We start from the raw sequence: 17,081 nt of genomic DNA, 5'->3' as shown, positions 1-17,081 counted from the left end.
TCGCTCCCCTCTCCCGACCCCCTTCGGGGGCCACCCTCCCCCGCAGAGGGGGGAGGGAGAGCGCGCGGGTCTGGCAGGCGGCGCGCCCTTCACCCGCCCGCCTCCGGCTCCGGCGGGTAGCCCACCGCCTCGCGCTTCTCGGAGACCGACAGGAACCCGGCCGCCTCGACCCGGCGCCACAGGGATTCCCGCTCGCCCGACAGAGCCTCGATCCGGTCGAGGTCGGGTTCCAGGGCCATCGGTCCGAAGGCCGGCTCCAGCCAGACGGCCAGCGCCTGGGCGGTGCGGGCGGCGAGCGGGATCAGGGTCTGGCGGTAGAGCGCCCTGTTGGCCTCGGCGTAGTTGGCGTGGGTGCTGTCGCCGGGCAGGCCGAGCAGCAGGGGCGGTACCCCGAACGCCAGGGCGATCTCCCGGGCGGCGGCGTTCTTGGCCTCGACGAAGTCCATGTCCCGGGGCGACAGCGCCAGGGGCTTCCAGTCCAGGCCGCCCTCCAGGAGCAGCGGCCGGCCGGCATTGGCGGCCCCCTGGTAATTCGCCTCCAGCTCGGCCTTCAGCCGGTCGAATTGCGGTTCGGTGAGCGCCGCGCCGGCGAAGACCAGCGCACCCGAAGGCCGGGCCGCGTTGTCGAGCAGCGCCTTGTTCCAGGCGCTCGCGGCGTTGTGGATGTCGAGGGCGGTGGCGGCGGCCTCGATCGGGGCGAAGCCGGCATAGTCGTCGTCCGGGTGGAACAGGCTGAGCGCCAGGATCGGGGGCACCTCGGGGGCGCCGGGTGCCGGCAGGTCGAACCGCCGGCTGCTGCCGCCCACCGTGTAGACGTAGGCGGCGGGCCAGCCGTCGGGACCCGGCAGCATCCGCATCCGACCGGGCCGCAGACTCTGCAGGGCCGCGATCCGCCCGTCGAGGCTCACCGCCTCCAGGTAGGCGATGCCGCTGAGCGTCAGGTCCGCGTAGACGGTCTCGAGCAGGCGCGTGCCGCTCTCGCGCGGGTTCGGCCGGGCGAGCAGCGCCATGAGATCGGCCGCATGGCCGGCGCCCGGTCCGGTGGCCATGAGCGGCAGGCTGGCCGCCCCCTCGGCGACCATCCGGACCGCCCGGTGCACGATCGGGTTGCGCTGGTAGCCGGCCCTTGCCAGCGCCGCCGGGTCCCGGGCGGTCCAGCTCGCTCGCCCGTCGGTGTAGAGCGCGAAGGCCGGGGCGGCCTTGGTGGCGAGGGCCGGCCCCGGAGGGCCCCCGGTGGCGCGGCGCGCCACCCGCGCCATCCGATCAAGGAAGGTCGCCATGCCGGTCCGCTCCTGCGCCATGATGATGTCGACCTCCGAGCGTCCGCCGGCCCGGGAGGGCCGGGCCTGGACCGGGAGGCTTCGGATGGTCTGGGCCAGCGCCCTCGGGCATCACGGCGGCTGCGGCGAATACACCGCACCCGAACCGGCACCGTGGCGACGCCGCTACAGCCTGGATGGGCGAAGTCGTGTATTCAGGATGCAGTTCGTTCCAGAGACCACGAACCGACTCCCGGCGCGCTTCCCGCAGAAGCGCGCCGTATTGTTTTGTGCGCGCTTCGACAGCACGGCTTGGATCCGGCGCCCTGCACGCGCGGGCCATCCCAACCCCACGTCGAGGCGCCGCAGCGCCGCATCGGCAGCCGACGCGCTTAGGCAGTGCGGGAACGGGCGCGACGCGCCTCCGCCCCTGTGGAAGCGGCGGGTATCGCGAGCCTGATGTTGAGAGCGATGTCGGCCCAACCTTCGCGGCGGCTGCGTGTGCGCCGCAGGATGCAGGGCAAAGATCCGCCGATCGGGCGACTTACCGCGTCAGAAGGCAGGGTATTCGAGATCGGGGCACGCCGGGCTCGGACATCGTCCCGAGAGGTCGCCGCCGGATTCCGGATGAGGCCAAACGAAAACCGAACGCCGCGACGCCGATCAGACGGCCTCGACTTCGCGGCTGACGACGTTGGCGGCCTCTCGGGCGCAGCGCAGAACCGCAGCCCGATCGGTCTCGCTCGCGATCGCGTTCCACAGGCGCAGCAGCTCGACCGTCGCGCTCAGGTCGGGGCGGACCGTCGCCACACCGTAGAAATCGCCCACCGGGCAGCCGAGGGTCTCAGCGATCATCCGGAGGCGCCGATGGGCTCCGTCGGACAGACAGCTCTCAGGATTAACATCCGAGTTCACGGGCCATCCTCCGATGTACACGGGTTTATAGCAGTCGCCCTGCGTGTATGCAATTTAAGGATGCAGCCCGGCGTCACGTTCCCGTGTGACCGCGCACAATTTGGTTTCAGAGGCCGCGGATCCGCGGCGCGCGGGGTGCGTCGAGCAGCAGGTGCGTCACCGCCCAGACCAGGGCGTCGAGGCGATCGGGCGAGCCGCCGCTCGACAGGCCGTCCGGACCGAAATCGCACAGCTCGTCCTCCAGGGCCGGGAAGGCCCCGACATGGTGGACGAGCCCCCGGGCGTAGAGCAGCGACACCGGCTCGGCGCGCAGGTACTTGCCCCGCGTCGCGCAGACGGGCGTGACCGGCACCGCCGGGTCGCACTGGGCCAGCACCGCGGCGGCCATCTCGCCGCCCTGGTTGACCTCGACCACCAGGGCGTCGGCCCGAAACCGATGATAGAGCGCCAGCGCCGCCCCGGCCCAGGCCTGGGGGCTCGCCCGAGCGAGGCTCGCGTCCGCCAGCACGTAGGCGTGGGTGCCGGCCCGACCCGCGGCCACGATCCCGCAGGCATCCGAGCGCGCGCCCGAGGTCGCGGGCGGATCCACGGCCACCACGATCCGGGCGAGCTCCGGGGCGGCGCCGACCCGGCCGGCCTCCAGGGCGGCACGGTCCCACAGGGCATCGTCCCGGTCGGCGATCAGCTCGCCGTCGAGTTCCTGGCGGCCGAGGCGGGTGCCGGCATAGCGCCCGACCACCTGCTCCAGAAAATCCGGGGCGAGGTGCCGGGCATTGTCGTGGGTGCGGGCGCGGCTGACCACGGTGCGCGGGTCGGCGAGCAGGCGGCGGATCAGCGGCACCGGCCTGGGCGTGGTGGTGACGAGGTTGCGCGGGCGGGTGCCCAGCCGCAGCCCGAATTGCAGCATGTCGAACGCGGCCTCGGGCCGGCGCCACTTGGCGGCCTCGTCGCACCAGGCGGCGCCGAATTGCGGGCCGCGCAGCGCGTCGGGCTCCTCCGCCGAGAAGGCCTGGGCCACCGCGCCGTTGTCCCAGGCGAGCCGGCGCAGGCTCGGCGACCAGCGCGGGCGCACCCGGCCCCGGGCCGGCAGGTTGAGCAGGCCGGACGGCCCCTCGACCATCACGTCGCGCACGTCGAGATGGGTCTCGCCCACCAGGGCGATGCGCCCGACCGGCTCCGGCGTGAAGGCCGGATCGCCCCGGGCCAGCGCGTCGACCCACTCGGCTCCGGTGCGGGTCTTGCCGCAGCCGCGGCCGCCGATCACCGCCCAGGTGGTCCAGGGCGTCGCGGTCTCGGCGGGCGGCAGCTGGTCGGGGCGGGCCTGGTGCAGCCAGTCGTCGGCCAGGGCGCAGACCAACGGCGCCGGCAGGGTCGCGAGGAAGTCAGGCAGCCTTCCGGTCGCGGACAAAGCCAGCATAGCGGCGCGCGATCTCCGTGCGGAGCGCAGGCAGGTCGGGTCCGGTGCCGCCATCGCCGCCCTCCCCCTGCGCCTGTCCGCCGGTCCGCGCATGCGCCTGCCCCGGAGCGATCTCGTCGAGCAGCCGCTTGAGGCCGCCGAGGTCGCGGAGCACCCGGGCGGAATCCAGCACCGCCGCCCCCTGCCCGCTCAAGGCGGCGTCGAAGGCGGCGATCTGCCGGGCGATGTGGGCGCGCAGGTGCGCCCGCAGGACCGGCGGGTCTGCCGCCGAGTCCGGATCGAGGATCCCGCGCTCGACCGCCGCCTCCGAAAGCTCGGTCTGGGGCTCACGTTCGGGCTCGGCCGGCGGCTCGGGCCGGGCCACGCCGCAGACCGCCATCAGCCGGCGGGCGGCGTCGCGCCCGATCCCGACCGCCTCGGCGACGTCGCCGGGATCGTTCTGCGCCGCGCCGATGAGGCGGCCGAGCGCCGCCCGGCGCGCCTCCGGCCAGCGCGTCACCACGTCCTGCCGCCAGCGGCGCGGCCTCAGCCAGCCGGACCGGGCGTTCCAGGTGGAGATCGTGGCCGGCTTGACGCCGGTGCGGGCGCTGATCTCTTCGAGCGTCAACGCAGTCTCGCTCAGGAGCTGCTCGGCCAGGGCGCGCCGCTCCGACGGGAGCGCATCGAAGGACCGCATCGCCGCCGCTCCGCACACTTCTCGACCGTGCCTGTCTTGTACCCGAGGAGCGCGACGGTGTCAATCTCTAAAATCCTAAAAACGGATTTTAGGCAGATCTTCGGGGCACCGCCTCACCCCTCCCACCGCGCCACGCCGCCATGGCCGGAGCAGGTGCCGCGCCTCGTGTGGCTGAAGCTCCAGGTGTCGTCGCGGCACTTGGCCGTGGCGCCGGCCGGCTTGCCGCCGTCGCGGGTCTTGGCCGGGCGATGCACCTCGGAGCCGTCGCGGCTGCGGTAATGGCCATGCCGGTCCAGGGTCGATTCGTCCGGCTCGCGGACATCCCGGGCGCAGGCGGCGCCCGCGAATCCCAGAAGCACGGCACCGGCCAGCGCCAGCCGCGCGCAGGCATGGGGCCTCACCGGTCGGCACCGCGCATAGCGACCGCGCTTGGCGACCGCGCTTGGCGACCGCGCCGGCAAGGGGCTTACTGCTGCCCCGGAATCGTCGCGCGCGGTGTCGTTCGGGCCGGTGGCGCTCGGCCCGCGACCGCCACCGGATCCTCGGGGGGGGCCGGCATCGGCCGACAGCAAAGCCCCGGGGCGGATCGGGTTCGGTCTCACAGGGTACCCTATGGGTTGTGTCGAATGGCATCAGACACAACCCGTGCGGGGCCGTCACGGACTATCTCGGGTTAGCTTTAAACATCTCGCAAGTTGTAATCGTGGGCGGCGGGGCCGCGCGGGTCGCGCCGCGTCCCAGGCGAGACCCGATCCGCACCGTGCGGCACCGCGACGGCGCGCGATGGCGAAATTTCCTTTGCGGGGCCGGATGTTGCGCCGGATCCGGCCTCATCGGCGGGTCGGGATCCTGCACCGTCAGAGGCTCCTGATTGCCGTCTGCGGTGGGTTTTCCGGGTTTGGCGATGCGCGCAGCGCCCGGGAGCGGCAGCGCTGTCGATGGCCCCGGCGCAGGCTTCCAGAGCAGAGCGACAGGTCCGGGACTGCACGCGATCGAGACAGACCTTCGCGTATGCGGTGGCCCGGCGCCCGTCGAACACCAAGCACAGGTCTAGAAAAAGTCTTGAGGCACCATGAAATCCGGTTCGATACTTTATTGGTCGAACCGTGCTTTCGCTGCAGTCACCCGCGTCCGATCTGCGTATTGGACATGGAGCGAGCCGTTTTCGTCGCGCGTCCTGCAAAAATACCGGGGTTGCCGGGGAGACCTGTGCGACGGTAATCTATGTGACTGGCGCGTCGGCGACGCGTTCGAAAATGAATACGGGGGCGAAGTGTTCGTTCTGGTGCTGGCCACCCTGGCGGGTGGCATTCTGACCTGTGTCGGCGCATGGCCATGGTTCGGCCCCGGCGCGGTCCTCCTGGCCCCGTTCGGCGCGGGAAGCGCGGCGGTCTTCGCCGGCCTCCTCCTTGCCGCCGTGCGCAGCCGGCATCCCGCCGCCGCGCACAAGCCGATGGTGAACATCCAGTCCGAGGCGCCCCGCGCCGTCGCCAACGACACGCTGTCGGGCCAACGCCGCCGGGCCTGACCCGCGGCCGGGACATCGGAAGCAGGGAGGGTTCGGTCGTGGCCCTGAAGGCGCGCGCCGGCCCTCCGATGGTGAGCGCCTCACGAAGACGCGCCGGTCGGGCCCCGCGGGAGCACGTGCGGTTTTGAAAGCCCCGCCTGACCGGTCTTTCCCGGCCTCGCGCGCCTCTTGGATCGACGGGCGCGGGGCGGCACGCTCCTCGGATCGCGACAGACGGCGCCGACAGGGCCGGCCTCGGATGCCTGACGCCAGCCGGTGCTGGGCCGGGGGCCGCCGATTGGAGCCCCGTCACGCGTCGGCCCGCGAACCCCTCGGACCACCCCCCAGCGGCCCCAGATGCGTCACGCCGAAGCCGTCGGCGTATTTGAGGCCGTAGCCGAGGGCACGATCGAAGCCGATATGGGCGGCCCAGATCAGCCCCGCCGCGAGGGCCTCCGGGGCCGGCCCGAACACGCCCCAGGCCAGGCAGGCGACAGGCGGGCCGTACCCGTGTGCGGCGTTGTAGAGCGCAGCCCCCGCCGACCGCCCGGCGACATAGCCCAGCAGGGTCAGGTCGGGGACGAAGAAGAGCAGGGCGAACAGCCACCAGCCGGCGTCCAGGCGGCCATACGCCACCGTGGCGGCAGCGGCGATGCAGACGCCTTCGAGACGCAGGAGCAGCTGCGGCACTCCCGTTACCATTCCGGCCATGACGTCGTCTCCGGCTTGACGATCCCGAGGCTCGCCGATCCATTTCCGAATGGCGATATCGAGATTCGGCATGGCGGTACCCGAAATATGAATACCCTCGACTGGACCCTGCTGCGTGCCTTCCTGGCGGTGGTGGAGACCGGATCGCTTTCGGCGGCCGCGGCGCTCATCGGGGCGACCCAGCCGACCCTGAGCCGGCATATCCGCGCGCTGGAGACCGCGCTCGGCGTCACCCTGTTCATACGCTCGGCCCGGGGGCTCGATCCGACCGAGGCGGCCCTCGGCCTGATCGACGCCGCGCGCGCCATGGGCGAAGCCGCCGAAACCTTCGCGCTCAAGGCTCAGGGTCGCGCGCAGGGCCTGCGCGGGACGGTGCGCATCACGGCCTCCGTGATGGTCGCCAACCTGCTGCTGCCGCCGATCCTGGCGGACCTGCGGGCGGCCGAGCCGTGCATCCAGATTGAACTCGTCGCCTCGGATCAGGCCCAGAACCTGCTGCGCCGGGATGCCGACATCGCCATCCGGATGTTCGACCCGACCCAGAATGCGCTGATCGCCCGCAGGCTCGGAGAGGCGCCGCTCGGCCTGTTCGGCACCCACGGCTATTTCGAGCGCCGCGGTCGGCCCCGCACGGTGGCGGACCTCGATGAGCACGACGTCCTCGGCTTCGACCGCAGCGACGCCCTGCTGCGGGCCTATGCCGCCCACGGGCTCCGGGCCGCGCGCACGGATTTCCCGATCCGCTGCGACGACCAGATGGCCTACTGGAACCTGATGCGGGCCGGGGCCGGCCTCGGCTTCGCCCAGGTCCTCCTGGCGGGACGCCACCCCGAGCTGGAGCAGGCACAGATCGGCCTTGCCCTCGCGCCGCTGCCGGTCTGGCTGGTCCTGCACGAGGAGGTGCGCGGCAACGCCCGGAACCGCCGCGTCGCCGATTTTGTGACGGACGCGCTCGGCGCCCTGCTGCGCGGCGGCTGAGTGCGCGCGCCCGCGGCGCTCCGGCTCACGCCGGCTGGCGCTGGGCCGGGGCGTAGCCGAAGCGGATGATCTCGTGGGACAGCCGGTCCAGCGGCAGGACCTTGGCCGCGGCGCCGCGCTCGATCGCCTCCTTGGGCATGCCGAACACCACGCAGCTCTCCTCGTCCTGCGCCACCGTGAGCGCGCCGGCCCGGCGCATCTCCAGGAGGCCGTTGGCGCCGTCGTCACCCATGCCGGTCATGAGGATGCCGAGCGCGTTGGCGCCGGCGCATTGCGCGGCCCCGCGGAACAGCACGTCCACCGACGGGCGGTGGCGCGAGACCAGCGGGCCGTCCTTCACCGCCACGGTGTAGCGGATGCCGCTGCGCTGGAGCAGCAGGTGCCGCCCGCCGGGGGCGATCAGGGCCCGCCCGGGGACCACCGCGTCGCCGTCCTCCGCCTCCTTGACCGCGATGGCGCAGAGCCCGTCCAGCCGCTTGGCGAAGGCCGCTGTGAAGTGCTCGGGCATGTGCTGGACGATGACCAGGCCCGGGCAATCCGGCGGCAGCGCCTCCAGCACGTCGCGCAGGGATTCGGTGCCGCCCGTGGACGCGCCGATGCAGACGATCGGATCCGTCCCGGCCAGGGCCCGGGGGCGGGCGCTGAGCGGCAGCACGGCGTCGGCGGTGAGCTTGGCCTCCACCGGCCGGGGAGCCGGAAGGCCCGGGCGCAGCTTCGCCCGGGCCGCCGCCCGCACGGCGTCGCAGACCCGCACGGAGGATTCCATCAGGAACTAGCGGGTGTCGACGCGGGGCTTCGGGAAGACATCGACCGCCCCCGCCTCCAGCACTTCGAACAGGGTCCGCGAGCCGTCCTCGGTGAGCGTCGAGCAGACGATCACCGGGATCGGCCGCTGCGCCATGATCTTGCGCAGGAAGGTCAGCCCGTCCATCCGGGGCATCTCGAGGTCGAGGATGATGACGTCCGGCACCTCGTCGTGGATGCGCCGCGCCGCGATGAACGGGTCGGCCGCCGTGCCCAGCACGGTGATGTCGGGGGCAGCCTCAAGGATGCCCACCAGGGTCTGCCGGACCGAGGCGGAATCGTCCACGATCAGGACGCGGATCGGCGCGCCCCGCCTCACGCGACCGCGCCCGGCGTCCGGCCGAAGATGGTCGAGGAGATCTGAGCCAGGCCCGGCACCCCGGCCCCGGCCATCGATTCCGAGTGGCCGACCACCAGGAAGCCGCCGGGCCGCAGGTGCGTGGCCAGCCTGGACAGCACAGCCCGCTGGGTATCCTTGTCGAAATAGATCAAAACGTTCCGGCAGAAGATGATGTCCACGTCGCGATCGACCGGATATTGTGCGTTCATCAGGTTCAGGTGCTTGAAATGGACCCGGCTGCGCAGCTCCGGGACGATCCGCCCGACCTTCCAGGACGGGTTGCGGGCGTTCATCACGTAGCGCCTGCGGAAATGCGGCGGCACCGCCTGGAGGACGTCGTCCGGATAGATGCCGTCGGCGGCGACCCGCAGCACCTCCGTGGAGACGTCGGTGCCGAGGATCGCGTAGTCGAGGGCGTGCCCGGCCATCGCCATGTCGTGCAGCACCATCGCGAGGGTGTAGGCCTCGGCCCCCGTGGAGGCGGCGGCGCTCCACAGCTTGAGCCGCGCCTGGGTGATGCCGTTCCGGCGCAGCATCGGGATCAGCTCGTCCCGGAGCTGGTCGAAATGCGCCGGCTCGCGGAAGAAGTCGGTCTTGTTGGTGGTGACGCAATCGACGATGTGGACGAACTCTTCGGCGAGGTGGCCGTGATCGAACACGTGCCGCCCGTATTCCGTCAGGGTCTCGATGTCGAGCGCACGCATGCGCTTGCGCAGCCGGCTCTCCACCATGGTGCGCTTGGCCGGTGGGATCTGGATTCCGACCCGGTCCTGGATCATCTCCGCGACGGTTTCGAAATGGCGGTCGTTCAGGCGCGGCATGGTGTGGCTCCCGGTGGGGCGATCAGGCCGCGAGCGAAGGCAACAGGAGCGCCGGGTCTTCCCCGGCCATCAGCGCCCGGAGGTCGAACACCACCACGAAGGCGTCGCCCTTCCGGCCGATGCCGGCGATGTAGGTCGAGCGCCAGCGGCCGCCGACATCGGGGGCGGGCTCCAGCTCCGCGCTGTCGAGCTCGGTCACCTCGATGACCCGGTCGGCCACGAAGCCGACCCGCATCGGCCGGTCGCCCATGGGGATGTTCAGCAGGATGATCCGGGTCGCCGGGGTCGCCGGGATCGCCGGCAGGCCGAGCTTGGTCCGCAGGTCCACCACCGGGTAGCTCTGGCCGCGCACGTCGATCATGCCGACCAGGAACGGCGGCGCCTGCGGCAGGGACGCCGGCGGGCGGTAATCGAGGATCTCGTGTACGGATTCGATGTCGATCCCGAAGATCTCGCGATCGAGGCCGAGGGTCAGGTATTGCCACAGGCTGGACATGCTGGTCTCCGGCTGGGTCGCGGCTGGCCGGATCCGGCCCGGAACGCGGGGGACACGGGGCTTCGTCGCGGCGACGTGAGGATCGGGGGTCTCGGGGATCGGGCGTCTCGACGGGAGGCGCCGCGCGGAGGGAGCCCGCGCGGTGCCGGGATCGGTCAGGCGACGCGGACGAAGTCGGCATCGCGGGCGTCACCCTCGCCCATGTCCAGGGCGAAGCCACCGCCCGGGGCGAGGGTCGGCCGGCCGGCGCGGGCCTTGGTGCCGCCCCGGGCTGGGGAGGCCGCAGCCGGCGCAGTCCCCATCCGGGTTGCCACGCCACGCAGCCGCGAGACCGCCTGGTCGATGCCCGTCTCGGCGTCCTCGATGCGGAAGTAGGCGATGGTCGCCTGAAGCCGCTCGGCCTGGGTCGCCAGCTCCTCCGAGGTCGCCGAGACCTGCTGGGATGCGCTGGCGTTCTGCTGGGTCACCTTGTCGAGCTGCTGGATCGCCTGGTTGATCTGGGCCGAGCCGACATCCTGCTCCCGGCACGCCGCGGAGATCTCCTCCACCAGCAGCGCGGTCTTGCGGATGTCGGGCACCAGACGCCCGAGCATCTCGCCGGCCTGCTGGGCCGCCTTGACCGTGTCGGAGGACAGGGTCCCGATCTCGGCGGCCGCGGCTTGGCTGCGCTCGGCGAGCTTGCGCACCTCGGACGCCACCACCGCGAAACCGCGGCCGTGCTCCCCGGCGCGGGCCGCCTCCACGGCGGCGTTGAGCGCCAGCAGGTCGGTCTGGCGGGCGATCTCCTGCACGATGGTGATCTTCTGGGCGATGGTCTGCATCGCATCGACGGCGCGTCCCACCGCGGCGCCGCTGGCCTCGGCATCCTTGGCCGACTGGCGCGCGATCGCCTCGGTCTGGCTGGCGTTCTCCGCGTTCTGCTTCACGTTGGCGGCCATCTCCTCGACGGAGGCGGACGCCTCCTCGGTGGAGGCCGCCTGCTCGGTGGAGCCCTGCGACAGCTGCTCGGCCGAGGCCGACAGCTCCTGCGAACCCGCCGACACGTTGCCGGCGGCGGTGGCGGCCTCCGTCACCACGGCCCGGAGCTTGCCCAGCATCTGCTCCAGGGCGATGCCGAGCACGTCCTTGTCGGACAGGCGCTTGGCCTCGATGGTCAGGTTGCCCGCCGCGATCGCCGAGGCGACGCCGGCGATTACCTGCAGGTTGTCGGTCGTCGCCCGGAGGTGGGCCTGAACCTCGCTGCTGAGCCCGCCGAAATCCTTCGTGAGGGTCTTGGTGAAGTCGCCGAGCGAGGCGGCGGCCAGCACGTCCGAGATCTCCCGGAAGGCCTGCTCCACCGCCAGAGCGGTGCCCTGGATCCGGCCGACCTCGTCGAGGCGGCCGGTCTCGAACGGCGTCGCCAGGGTCGCCAGGCGGGTGCTGATTGCGGTGACCGGCTTCGCCACGGTGCGGACCAGCACGAACCCGATCGCGACGGCGATCACGAGGTTGGCCGCGATGCCGAGCAGGATCATCTGCGTCGTGGTCTCGAAGGCCGCATTCTGCGCGTCCTGGCGGGTGCGCATCAGGGTGTTCTCGACGTTGACCATCTCGGCGACCTCGGCGCGCAGGCCGTCCATGGCCGCCTTGCCGGCGCCGGCGATCTCGGTCTGGCGCGCGGCCTCGCGGGTCTCGGGATTGGCCATCCCGGCGATGCCCTTCTCGGCGACGCCGTCATGCCAGGCCTCGGCCTGCTTGCGAATCGTCTCGAGCCGCTCCTGCTGGGCCGGGTTGTCGGAGGTCAGCGCCTTGGCCTGCCGCCAGGCAACGTTGAAGGCCTCCCAGCCCTTCTGGTAGGGCGCCAGGAACTTGGCATCCCCGGAGAGCAGGAAGCCGCGATAGCCGGTCTCCTGGTTGACCATGCCGGCCAGCGCCCGATCGGCGGTGTCGATCACCTTGATGGTGTGGTCGGTCCAGTTCACCGACTGACGGATCTCGGCTGATTTCCAGTACACGATACCGTTGATGCCGAGGCTGACCACCAGCATCAGGGTGAAGGCCAGGAACAGCTTTCGCGGGATCGAAATGTTGTCGAGCAGGTTCATGGCCTTCATCCTCGGGGGCGGGGATCTCGATCGGGGAGCACCCTGCGGTTGGCGGGGTCCGGGTGGGGCCGGACGGCGGTTGATCGTGGCGGCGACGGCCTGGACAGGACGCCAGGTCGGCGCCGCTCAGGCGGCGCGGATGAACTCCGAATCGCGGGCGTCGCCCTCGTTCATGTTCAGGACGAAGCCCGGCTGCGAGGCCACCGCGACCGGAGCGCTCCGGACGGGGCGGTGCTTGGCTGCGGCCCTGGCCGGCACGGCCATCCGGGCTGCCGTCGTCCGCAGCTGCGCGGCCGCGGCGTCGGGACCCGCCTCCTCGATGCGGAAGTAGGCGATGGTCGCCTGAAGCCGCTCGGCCTGGGTCGCCAGCTCCTCGGAGGTCGCCGAGACCTGCTGGGACGCGCTGGCGTTCTGCTGGGTCACCTTGTCGAGCTGCTGGATCGCCTGGTTGATCTGGGCCGAGCCGACATCCTGCTCCCGGCACGCCGCCGAGATCTCCTCCACCAGCCCCGCAGTCCTGCGGATGTCGGGCACCAGACGCCCGAGCATCTCGCCGGCCTGCTGGGCCGCCTTGACCGTGTCGGAGGACAGGGTCCCGATCTCGGCGGCCGCGGCTTGGCTGCGCTCGGCGAGCTTCCTCACCTCGGACGCCACCACCGCGAAGCCCCGGCCGTGCTCCCCGGCGCGGGCCGCCTCCACGGCGGCGTTCAAGGCCAGCAGGTCGGTCTGGCGGGCGATCTCCTGCACGATGGTGATCTTCTGGGCGATGGTCTGCATCGCATCGACGGCGCGTCCCACCGCGGCGCCGCTGACCTCGGCGTCCTTGGCCGACTGACGCGCGATGGTCTCGGTCTGGCTGGCGTTCTCGGCGTTCTGCTTCACGTTGGCGGCCATCTCTTCCATCGACGCCGAGGCCTCCTCGGTGGAGGCCGCCTGCTCGGTGGAGCCCTGCGACAGCTGCTCGGCCGAGGCCGACAGCTCCTGCGAGCCCGCCGACACGTTGCCGGCCGCGACCGACGCGTCGGCCACAATCGCCCGGAGCTTGCCCAGCATCGTCTGCAGCGCCCGGCCCATCGAGTCCCTGTCGGAGAGGGGGCGCGCCTCGACCGTGAGGTCGCCCGCCGCGATCGCGTTGGCGATCGCGGCCGTGTCGTTGAGGCTGGCGGTCATGCGGTTCAGGGCGGCCACGAGGTCGCCGATCTCGTCCCGCGAGGTCACGGTGATCGTCGTGCCGAGGTCTCCCACCGCGACGGCCTCGGCAAGTGAGACCGCCCGCAGGAGACCGCGCGCGATCGAGACGGCGAGCCAGGTGGCGATGATGAATCCGAGGAGCAGCGCCCCGGCGACCGTGGCGATCAGGATCGTCCGCCCGTCGCGCGTTTCCACCCGGGCGTGCTCGGCCGCGTCGGCCATCTGCTGGGTCTCGTACTGAGCCAAGGCGTCGATGGCCTGCAGGGTCGCCGTGCTGGCGGTGACGTAGTCGCCCGCAGCAAGGTCGGCGGCGCGGATGGTCGCGCCGTTCTCGACCGTGGCCAGGGCCTTTCGGAACGAGGCGATCCAGAGGTCGAACGAGGGCCGGACGGGCGGCCCCTGGCTATGGTCTCCGGCCATACCGTGCTTGGACTCGGCCAGGGCGCGGAGCAGCGCGTCGAGCCTCGGCGCGAGGTTGGATTCCAACGTCCGCGCGGCTTTTACATGCTGCTCCAGCGCGGGGTAACTGATCGCCCCGGTGGTGGCCTTCAGGCCGCCCCAGGCCCGTTCGATCTGGATCTGGAATGCGGCGACGGCGCGGGCCACGCCGGCGTCGGTCCCGGCCTTCGCCGAAACAGCCTCGAGATCCGCCTGCAGGGCCCTCAGTGCCGGGATGCCGACCGTTTCGATCTCGGTCCAGGTCCGGACATTGGAATTGACCTGGGTCAGCGTGACGACTTGGCCGGCGATCACCGCCTGCTTCTCGAGCCGGCCCTTGACCTCATCGTAGAGCCGCAGGCCCTTCTCGGTATCGATCTGATCCTTGATCTTGGACAGCTTTGCCTGGACGGCGCTGCGCCTCTCCGCCGCTTGCTTGGCGAAAACCGCCATCTGGTCGTCGTCGACTGCGATCACCGCGGCGCGCGTCAGCGATATGGCGTTGAACAGATCGGACTTGGCCTCCAGCGCGAGGGTGTTCAGGTCCGCGCGGCCGAGCACGTATTGCAGGGCCGCATCGGTATTCACGAGCTTGTAATAACCGACCCAACCCGCCAGTCCGACGAGGATGAGCATGACGCCGAACCCGGCCGCGAGCTTGGCTTTGATTGAAAAGCGCATCGACAATCTCCAAGCACAATCAATTTGATATTTGTTGCATGTCCGGAATAATGACGAACTCTTCCCCGGACTTTACAATGGAACGGATGTATTCGGGCCGCCACGACGTGCCGATCGTCGGCGCCGGCTGGCGGGTCTCGAGGGGCACCGAGGTCACCTCGAACACCTTGTCGGCCACGAGCGCGACCAGGGTCGGGTCGCCGTCGAGATCCAGTTCGATCACCACGAACCGGGTATCGGCCGTCGCGGCGTCCATCGGCATGCCGAAGCGCTCGCGGATGTCGGCGAGCGGCACCACGTTGCCGCGCACGTTGACCACGTGGCCGAGATGCGGCCGCGCCCCGGCGACCCGGGTGGTCGGGATGGGGTCGATGATCTCGCGCACCATCCCGGCCCCGAGCGCGAAGGTCTCGGTGCCGATCCGCATCATCACGACCTGGAAGGCGTGGCCCTGCTCGATCGCATCGACGAAATCGGTCATCACGCCACCTCGCGGTATTCGCGCAGCCCGTCCGGGGCGGCGCCGATCTGCCCGCCGGCCATCAGCTGGGCCGGGTCGATGATGAGGGCCGCGGTGCCGTCGCCCAGGATCGTGGCGCCCGAGAAGGTCGTGACGTCGGCGTGCAGCTTCGACAGCGACTTGATCACCGTCTGGTGATTGCCGAGGATCTGGTCGGCCACGAGCCCGAACCGGGCCTCGCCCACCGAGACGATGATCACCTTCTGGTAGGGGTCGGGCTCGCCGGCCGCCGCGAACAGGGTGCGCAGCCGCAGGAACGGCACGAGGTCGCCGCGGATGTTGAGGAAGTCCCGGCCGCGGTCGCTGCGCCCCCCCTCGGGCAGCTCGACGCATTCCTCCACGGCCGCCAGCGGCAGCACGTAGCGGCCGTCGCCGACCCGGATCAGCAGGCCCTCGATGATCGCGAGCGTCAGCGGCAGGCGCAGCACGAGGGCGGTGCCCGCCCCCGGCTCGGTGGTGATGTCGATCGAGCCGCGCAGGGCCTCGATGGTCCGCTTGACCACGTCCATCCCGACGCCGCGGCCCGACAGCGACGAGATCGCTTGGGCCGTGGAGAAGCCCGGCGCGAACAGGAACTGGTAGACCTGCTGGTCGGTGAGCGGGGTGCCGGGCGCCACCAGCCCGCGCTCCTCGGCCTTGGCGCGGATGCGCGCCACGTCGAGCCCGGCGCCGTCGTCGCGCACGGTGACGTGGACCTGGGCGCCGACATGCTCGGCGCTGAGCGTGATCCGCCCGGTGGCGCTCTTGCCGGAGGCGCCCCGGCGGGCGGGATCCTCGATCCCGTGGTCGATGGCGTTGCGGATGAGGTGCACCAGCGGATCGGCCAGGCGCTCGATCACGGTCTTGTCGAGTTCGGTGTCCTCGCCCTCGGTCACGAAGGTCACGGGCTTGCCGAGATCCCCCGACAGGTCGTGGACGAGGCGCCGGAACCGGCTGAACAGGGCCCCGATCGGCACCATGCGGATGCTCATGGTGGTGTCGCGCAGCTGCGCCGACAGCCGCTCGATCTCCTCCGCGATGGTCTGGAGCCCGGCATCGGCGTGGAGGCCGGCCAGCTGGCTCAGCCGGGCCTGGGCGATCACCAGTTCGCCGACCCGGTCGGGCAGCTCGTCCAGCCGCTCGGCCTCGACTCGCATGGTGCTGGCCGCGCGCGGCTCGGCACTGCGGGCGGGGCCGCGCCGCCCAGGTGTTTTTGCCGCCGGCGGCGGCACGGTCGGCGGCCGGGCCACGGGCGCAGGCGCCGTCTCCGACACCGCCGGCACGGGGGCTGGCGCGGGGACGGGCGCGGGAGCCGGCACCGGCGCAGATGCCGGCGCGACGGCCGGCAGGGCGGACCGCTCCTGCTCTGGGTCCGGGACGCCCGGAGGTGCGTCCTGGGATCCATGCAGCAACGGCGCCAGGGTCAGCACCATGTCGTCGCGCACGAACAGGAAGACGTCCTCGATCGCCTCCCGGGTCGCGGCGCCGCGCAGGGTCACGTCCCAGCCGAGCGCCAGGCTTTCCGGGTCCAGGGCGCCGAGGTCGGGCAGCGCGTCGAGGCGGGGCACCAGTGTGCAGGGGCCGAGTTCGCGCAGCTCGTCGAGCAGCGCCAGCGGGTTGGTGCCGTTGCGCAGCACCTCCGGGGCGAACGCGATCCCGATCCGCCAGCCTGCGGCCGGCTCGGGCGCGTCGGCGATCGCCTGCGCCTGTGCCGGCGCCCCCTCCTGCTGCGCCGGCTGGGCCTGCGCGCGGCCGACCAGGCGCTCGAGCTCGGCCAGGATCGCATCGCCGATCACCGGGGCGGTGACCTCCGGATCCTCGATCAGCGTGCGGATGTAGTCCTTCGCCGAGAGGGAGACGTTGACCAGCTCGGCGCTGATCGGCACCGCGCCGCGCCGGACCAGGTCGAAGGCGGTCTCGAAATCGTGCGTGAAGGCCGCGACCCGGTCGAAGCCGAACATCGCCCCCGATCCCTTGATCGTGTGCAGGGCCCGGAACGCGGTGTCGACCAGCGCGGTTTCGCCGGGCCGGTCGCCGAGGTCGAGCAGCGTGGTCTCAAGGCGGTCGAGAAGCTCATTGGCCTCCGCCAGGAACACCGCGCGTGGATCGTGATCAGTCATCGTCGAGCGGATCCCGTTGCGCCGTCTTCGAAAATACCGGGGCGATCACGCGCCCACCGAGGACGCTGCCCAAAGGCTATACCCCGCGATAGACCCGAGATCAGGTCTATCAATCAGGCCACACCATACTTTAAACCCGTTAAA

Annotated in this window: 14 protein-coding genes and 1 pseudogene; 2 read left to right on the top strand and 13 right to left on the bottom strand. The window is 71.5% G+C overall.

The features are described 5' to 3' along the window. Positions 1 to 89 precede the first annotated feature (89 nt). The 5 genes from FV242_RS23205 to FV242_RS23185 form a co-directional block, all read right to left on the bottom strand. A complete protein-coding gene (locus tag FV242_RS23205) occupies positions 90 to 1,280 on the bottom strand; it encodes a phage portal protein (RefSeq protein ID WP_147940571.1) in 1,191 nt (396 codons plus the stop codon). A 642-nt stretch (positions 1,281 to 1,922) separates the two neighbouring features. Next, complete coding sequence (locus FV242_RS23200) at positions 1,923 to 2,114, bottom strand: hypothetical protein (RefSeq protein ID WP_147910588.1); 192 nt, start codon at positions 2,112 to 2,114, stop codon at positions 1,923 to 1,925. 166 nt (positions 2,115 to 2,280) lie between these two features. Then, entirely contained in the window at positions 2,281 to 3,591 is a 1,311-nt protein-coding gene (locus FV242_RS23195) for a DNA-packaging protein (protein WP_187278525.1), read from the bottom strand. Further along, positions 3,557 to 4,267 carry a hypothetical protein gene (locus FV242_RS23190; protein ID WP_147940570.1) on the bottom strand — a complete coding sequence of 237 codons (711 nt, stop codon included), beginning with the start codon at positions 4,265 to 4,267 and terminating at the stop codon, positions 3,557 to 3,559. The genes FV242_RS23195 and FV242_RS23190 overlap by 35 nt, the downstream gene beginning before the upstream one ends. Before the next feature lie 113 nt (positions 4,268 to 4,380). Beyond that, complete coding sequence (locus tag FV242_RS23185) at positions 4,381 to 4,668, bottom strand: DUF3761 domain-containing protein (RefSeq protein WP_147940569.1); 288 nt, start codon at positions 4,666 to 4,668, stop codon at positions 4,381 to 4,383. Between the two features lie 671 nt (positions 4,669 to 5,339). Here FV242_RS23185 and FV242_RS23180 point away from each other — a divergent pair. Then, entirely contained in the window at positions 5,340 to 5,795 is a 456-nt protein-coding gene (locus tag FV242_RS23180) for a hypothetical protein (RefSeq protein WP_147910596.1), read from the top strand. A 288-nt stretch (positions 5,796 to 6,083) separates the two neighbouring features. On the opposite strand, the gene FV242_RS23175 is transcribed toward FV242_RS23180, so the two are convergent. Beyond that, entirely contained in the window at positions 6,084 to 6,485 is a 402-nt protein-coding gene (locus FV242_RS23175; protein ID WP_187278524.1) for a DUF4260 domain-containing protein, read from the bottom strand. 87 nt (positions 6,486 to 6,572) lie between these two features. Between FV242_RS23175 and FV242_RS23170 the strand changes: the two genes are divergently transcribed. Then, on the top strand, positions 6,573 to 7,463 hold the full coding sequence (locus tag FV242_RS23170; RefSeq protein WP_147940568.1) for a LysR family transcriptional regulator: 891 nt from the start codon (positions 6,573 to 6,575) through the stop codon (positions 7,461 to 7,463). A gap of 25 nt (positions 7,464 to 7,488) precedes the next feature. Here FV242_RS23170 and FV242_RS23165 read toward each other — a convergent pair. From FV242_RS23165 to FV242_RS23135, 7 genes and pseudogenes are all read right to left on the bottom strand, one after another. Then, positions 7,489 to 8,586 (bottom strand): annotated as a pseudogene (locus FV242_RS23165) (chemotaxis response regulator protein-glutamate methylesterase). Next, positions 8,583 to 9,428, bottom strand: coding sequence for a protein-glutamate O-methyltransferase CheR (locus FV242_RS23160; protein ID WP_147940567.1), 846 nt, complete (start codon positions 9,426 to 9,428; stop codon positions 8,583 to 8,585). Before FV242_RS23160 ends, FV242_RS23165 begins: the two are co-directional and overlap by 4 nt. Positions 9,429 to 9,450: 22 nt before the next feature. Further along, entirely contained in the window at positions 9,451 to 9,924 is a 474-nt protein-coding gene (locus tag FV242_RS23155) for a chemotaxis protein CheW (RefSeq protein WP_147910601.1), read from the bottom strand. A gap of 155 nt (positions 9,925 to 10,079) precedes the next feature. Further along, positions 10,080 to 12,008, bottom strand: coding sequence for a CHASE3 domain-containing protein (locus FV242_RS23150; RefSeq protein ID WP_147940566.1), 1,929 nt, complete (start codon positions 12,006 to 12,008; stop codon positions 10,080 to 10,082). A 126-nt stretch (positions 12,009 to 12,134) separates the two neighbouring features. Next, positions 12,135 to 14,318 (bottom strand): methyl-accepting chemotaxis protein, encoded by a 2,184-nt coding sequence (locus FV242_RS23145; RefSeq protein ID WP_147940565.1) that lies wholly within the window; start codon positions 14,316 to 14,318, stop codon positions 12,135 to 12,137. Positions 14,319 to 14,337: 19 nt separating this feature from the next. Further along, positions 14,338 to 14,799: a chemotaxis protein CheW gene (locus tag FV242_RS23140; RefSeq protein WP_147940564.1), complete on the bottom strand. Its 462-nt coding sequence runs from the start codon at positions 14,797 to 14,799 to the stop codon at positions 14,338 to 14,340. Beyond that, complete coding sequence (locus FV242_RS23135; protein ID WP_147940563.1) at positions 14,799 to 16,937, bottom strand: chemotaxis protein CheA; 2,139 nt, start codon at positions 16,935 to 16,937, stop codon at positions 14,799 to 14,801. The genes FV242_RS23140 and FV242_RS23135 overlap by 1 nt, the downstream gene beginning before the upstream one ends. Between the last annotated feature and the right edge of the window lie 144 nt (positions 16,938 to 17,081).

This window comes from Methylobacterium sp. WL64 (assembly GCF_008039945.1).
Taxonomy (GTDB): domain Bacteria; phylum Pseudomonadota; class Alphaproteobacteria; order Rhizobiales; family Beijerinckiaceae; genus Methylobacterium.
The sequence above is the reverse complement of the archived record's forward strand: the minus strand, read 5'-3'. Positions and strand labels throughout refer to the sequence as shown.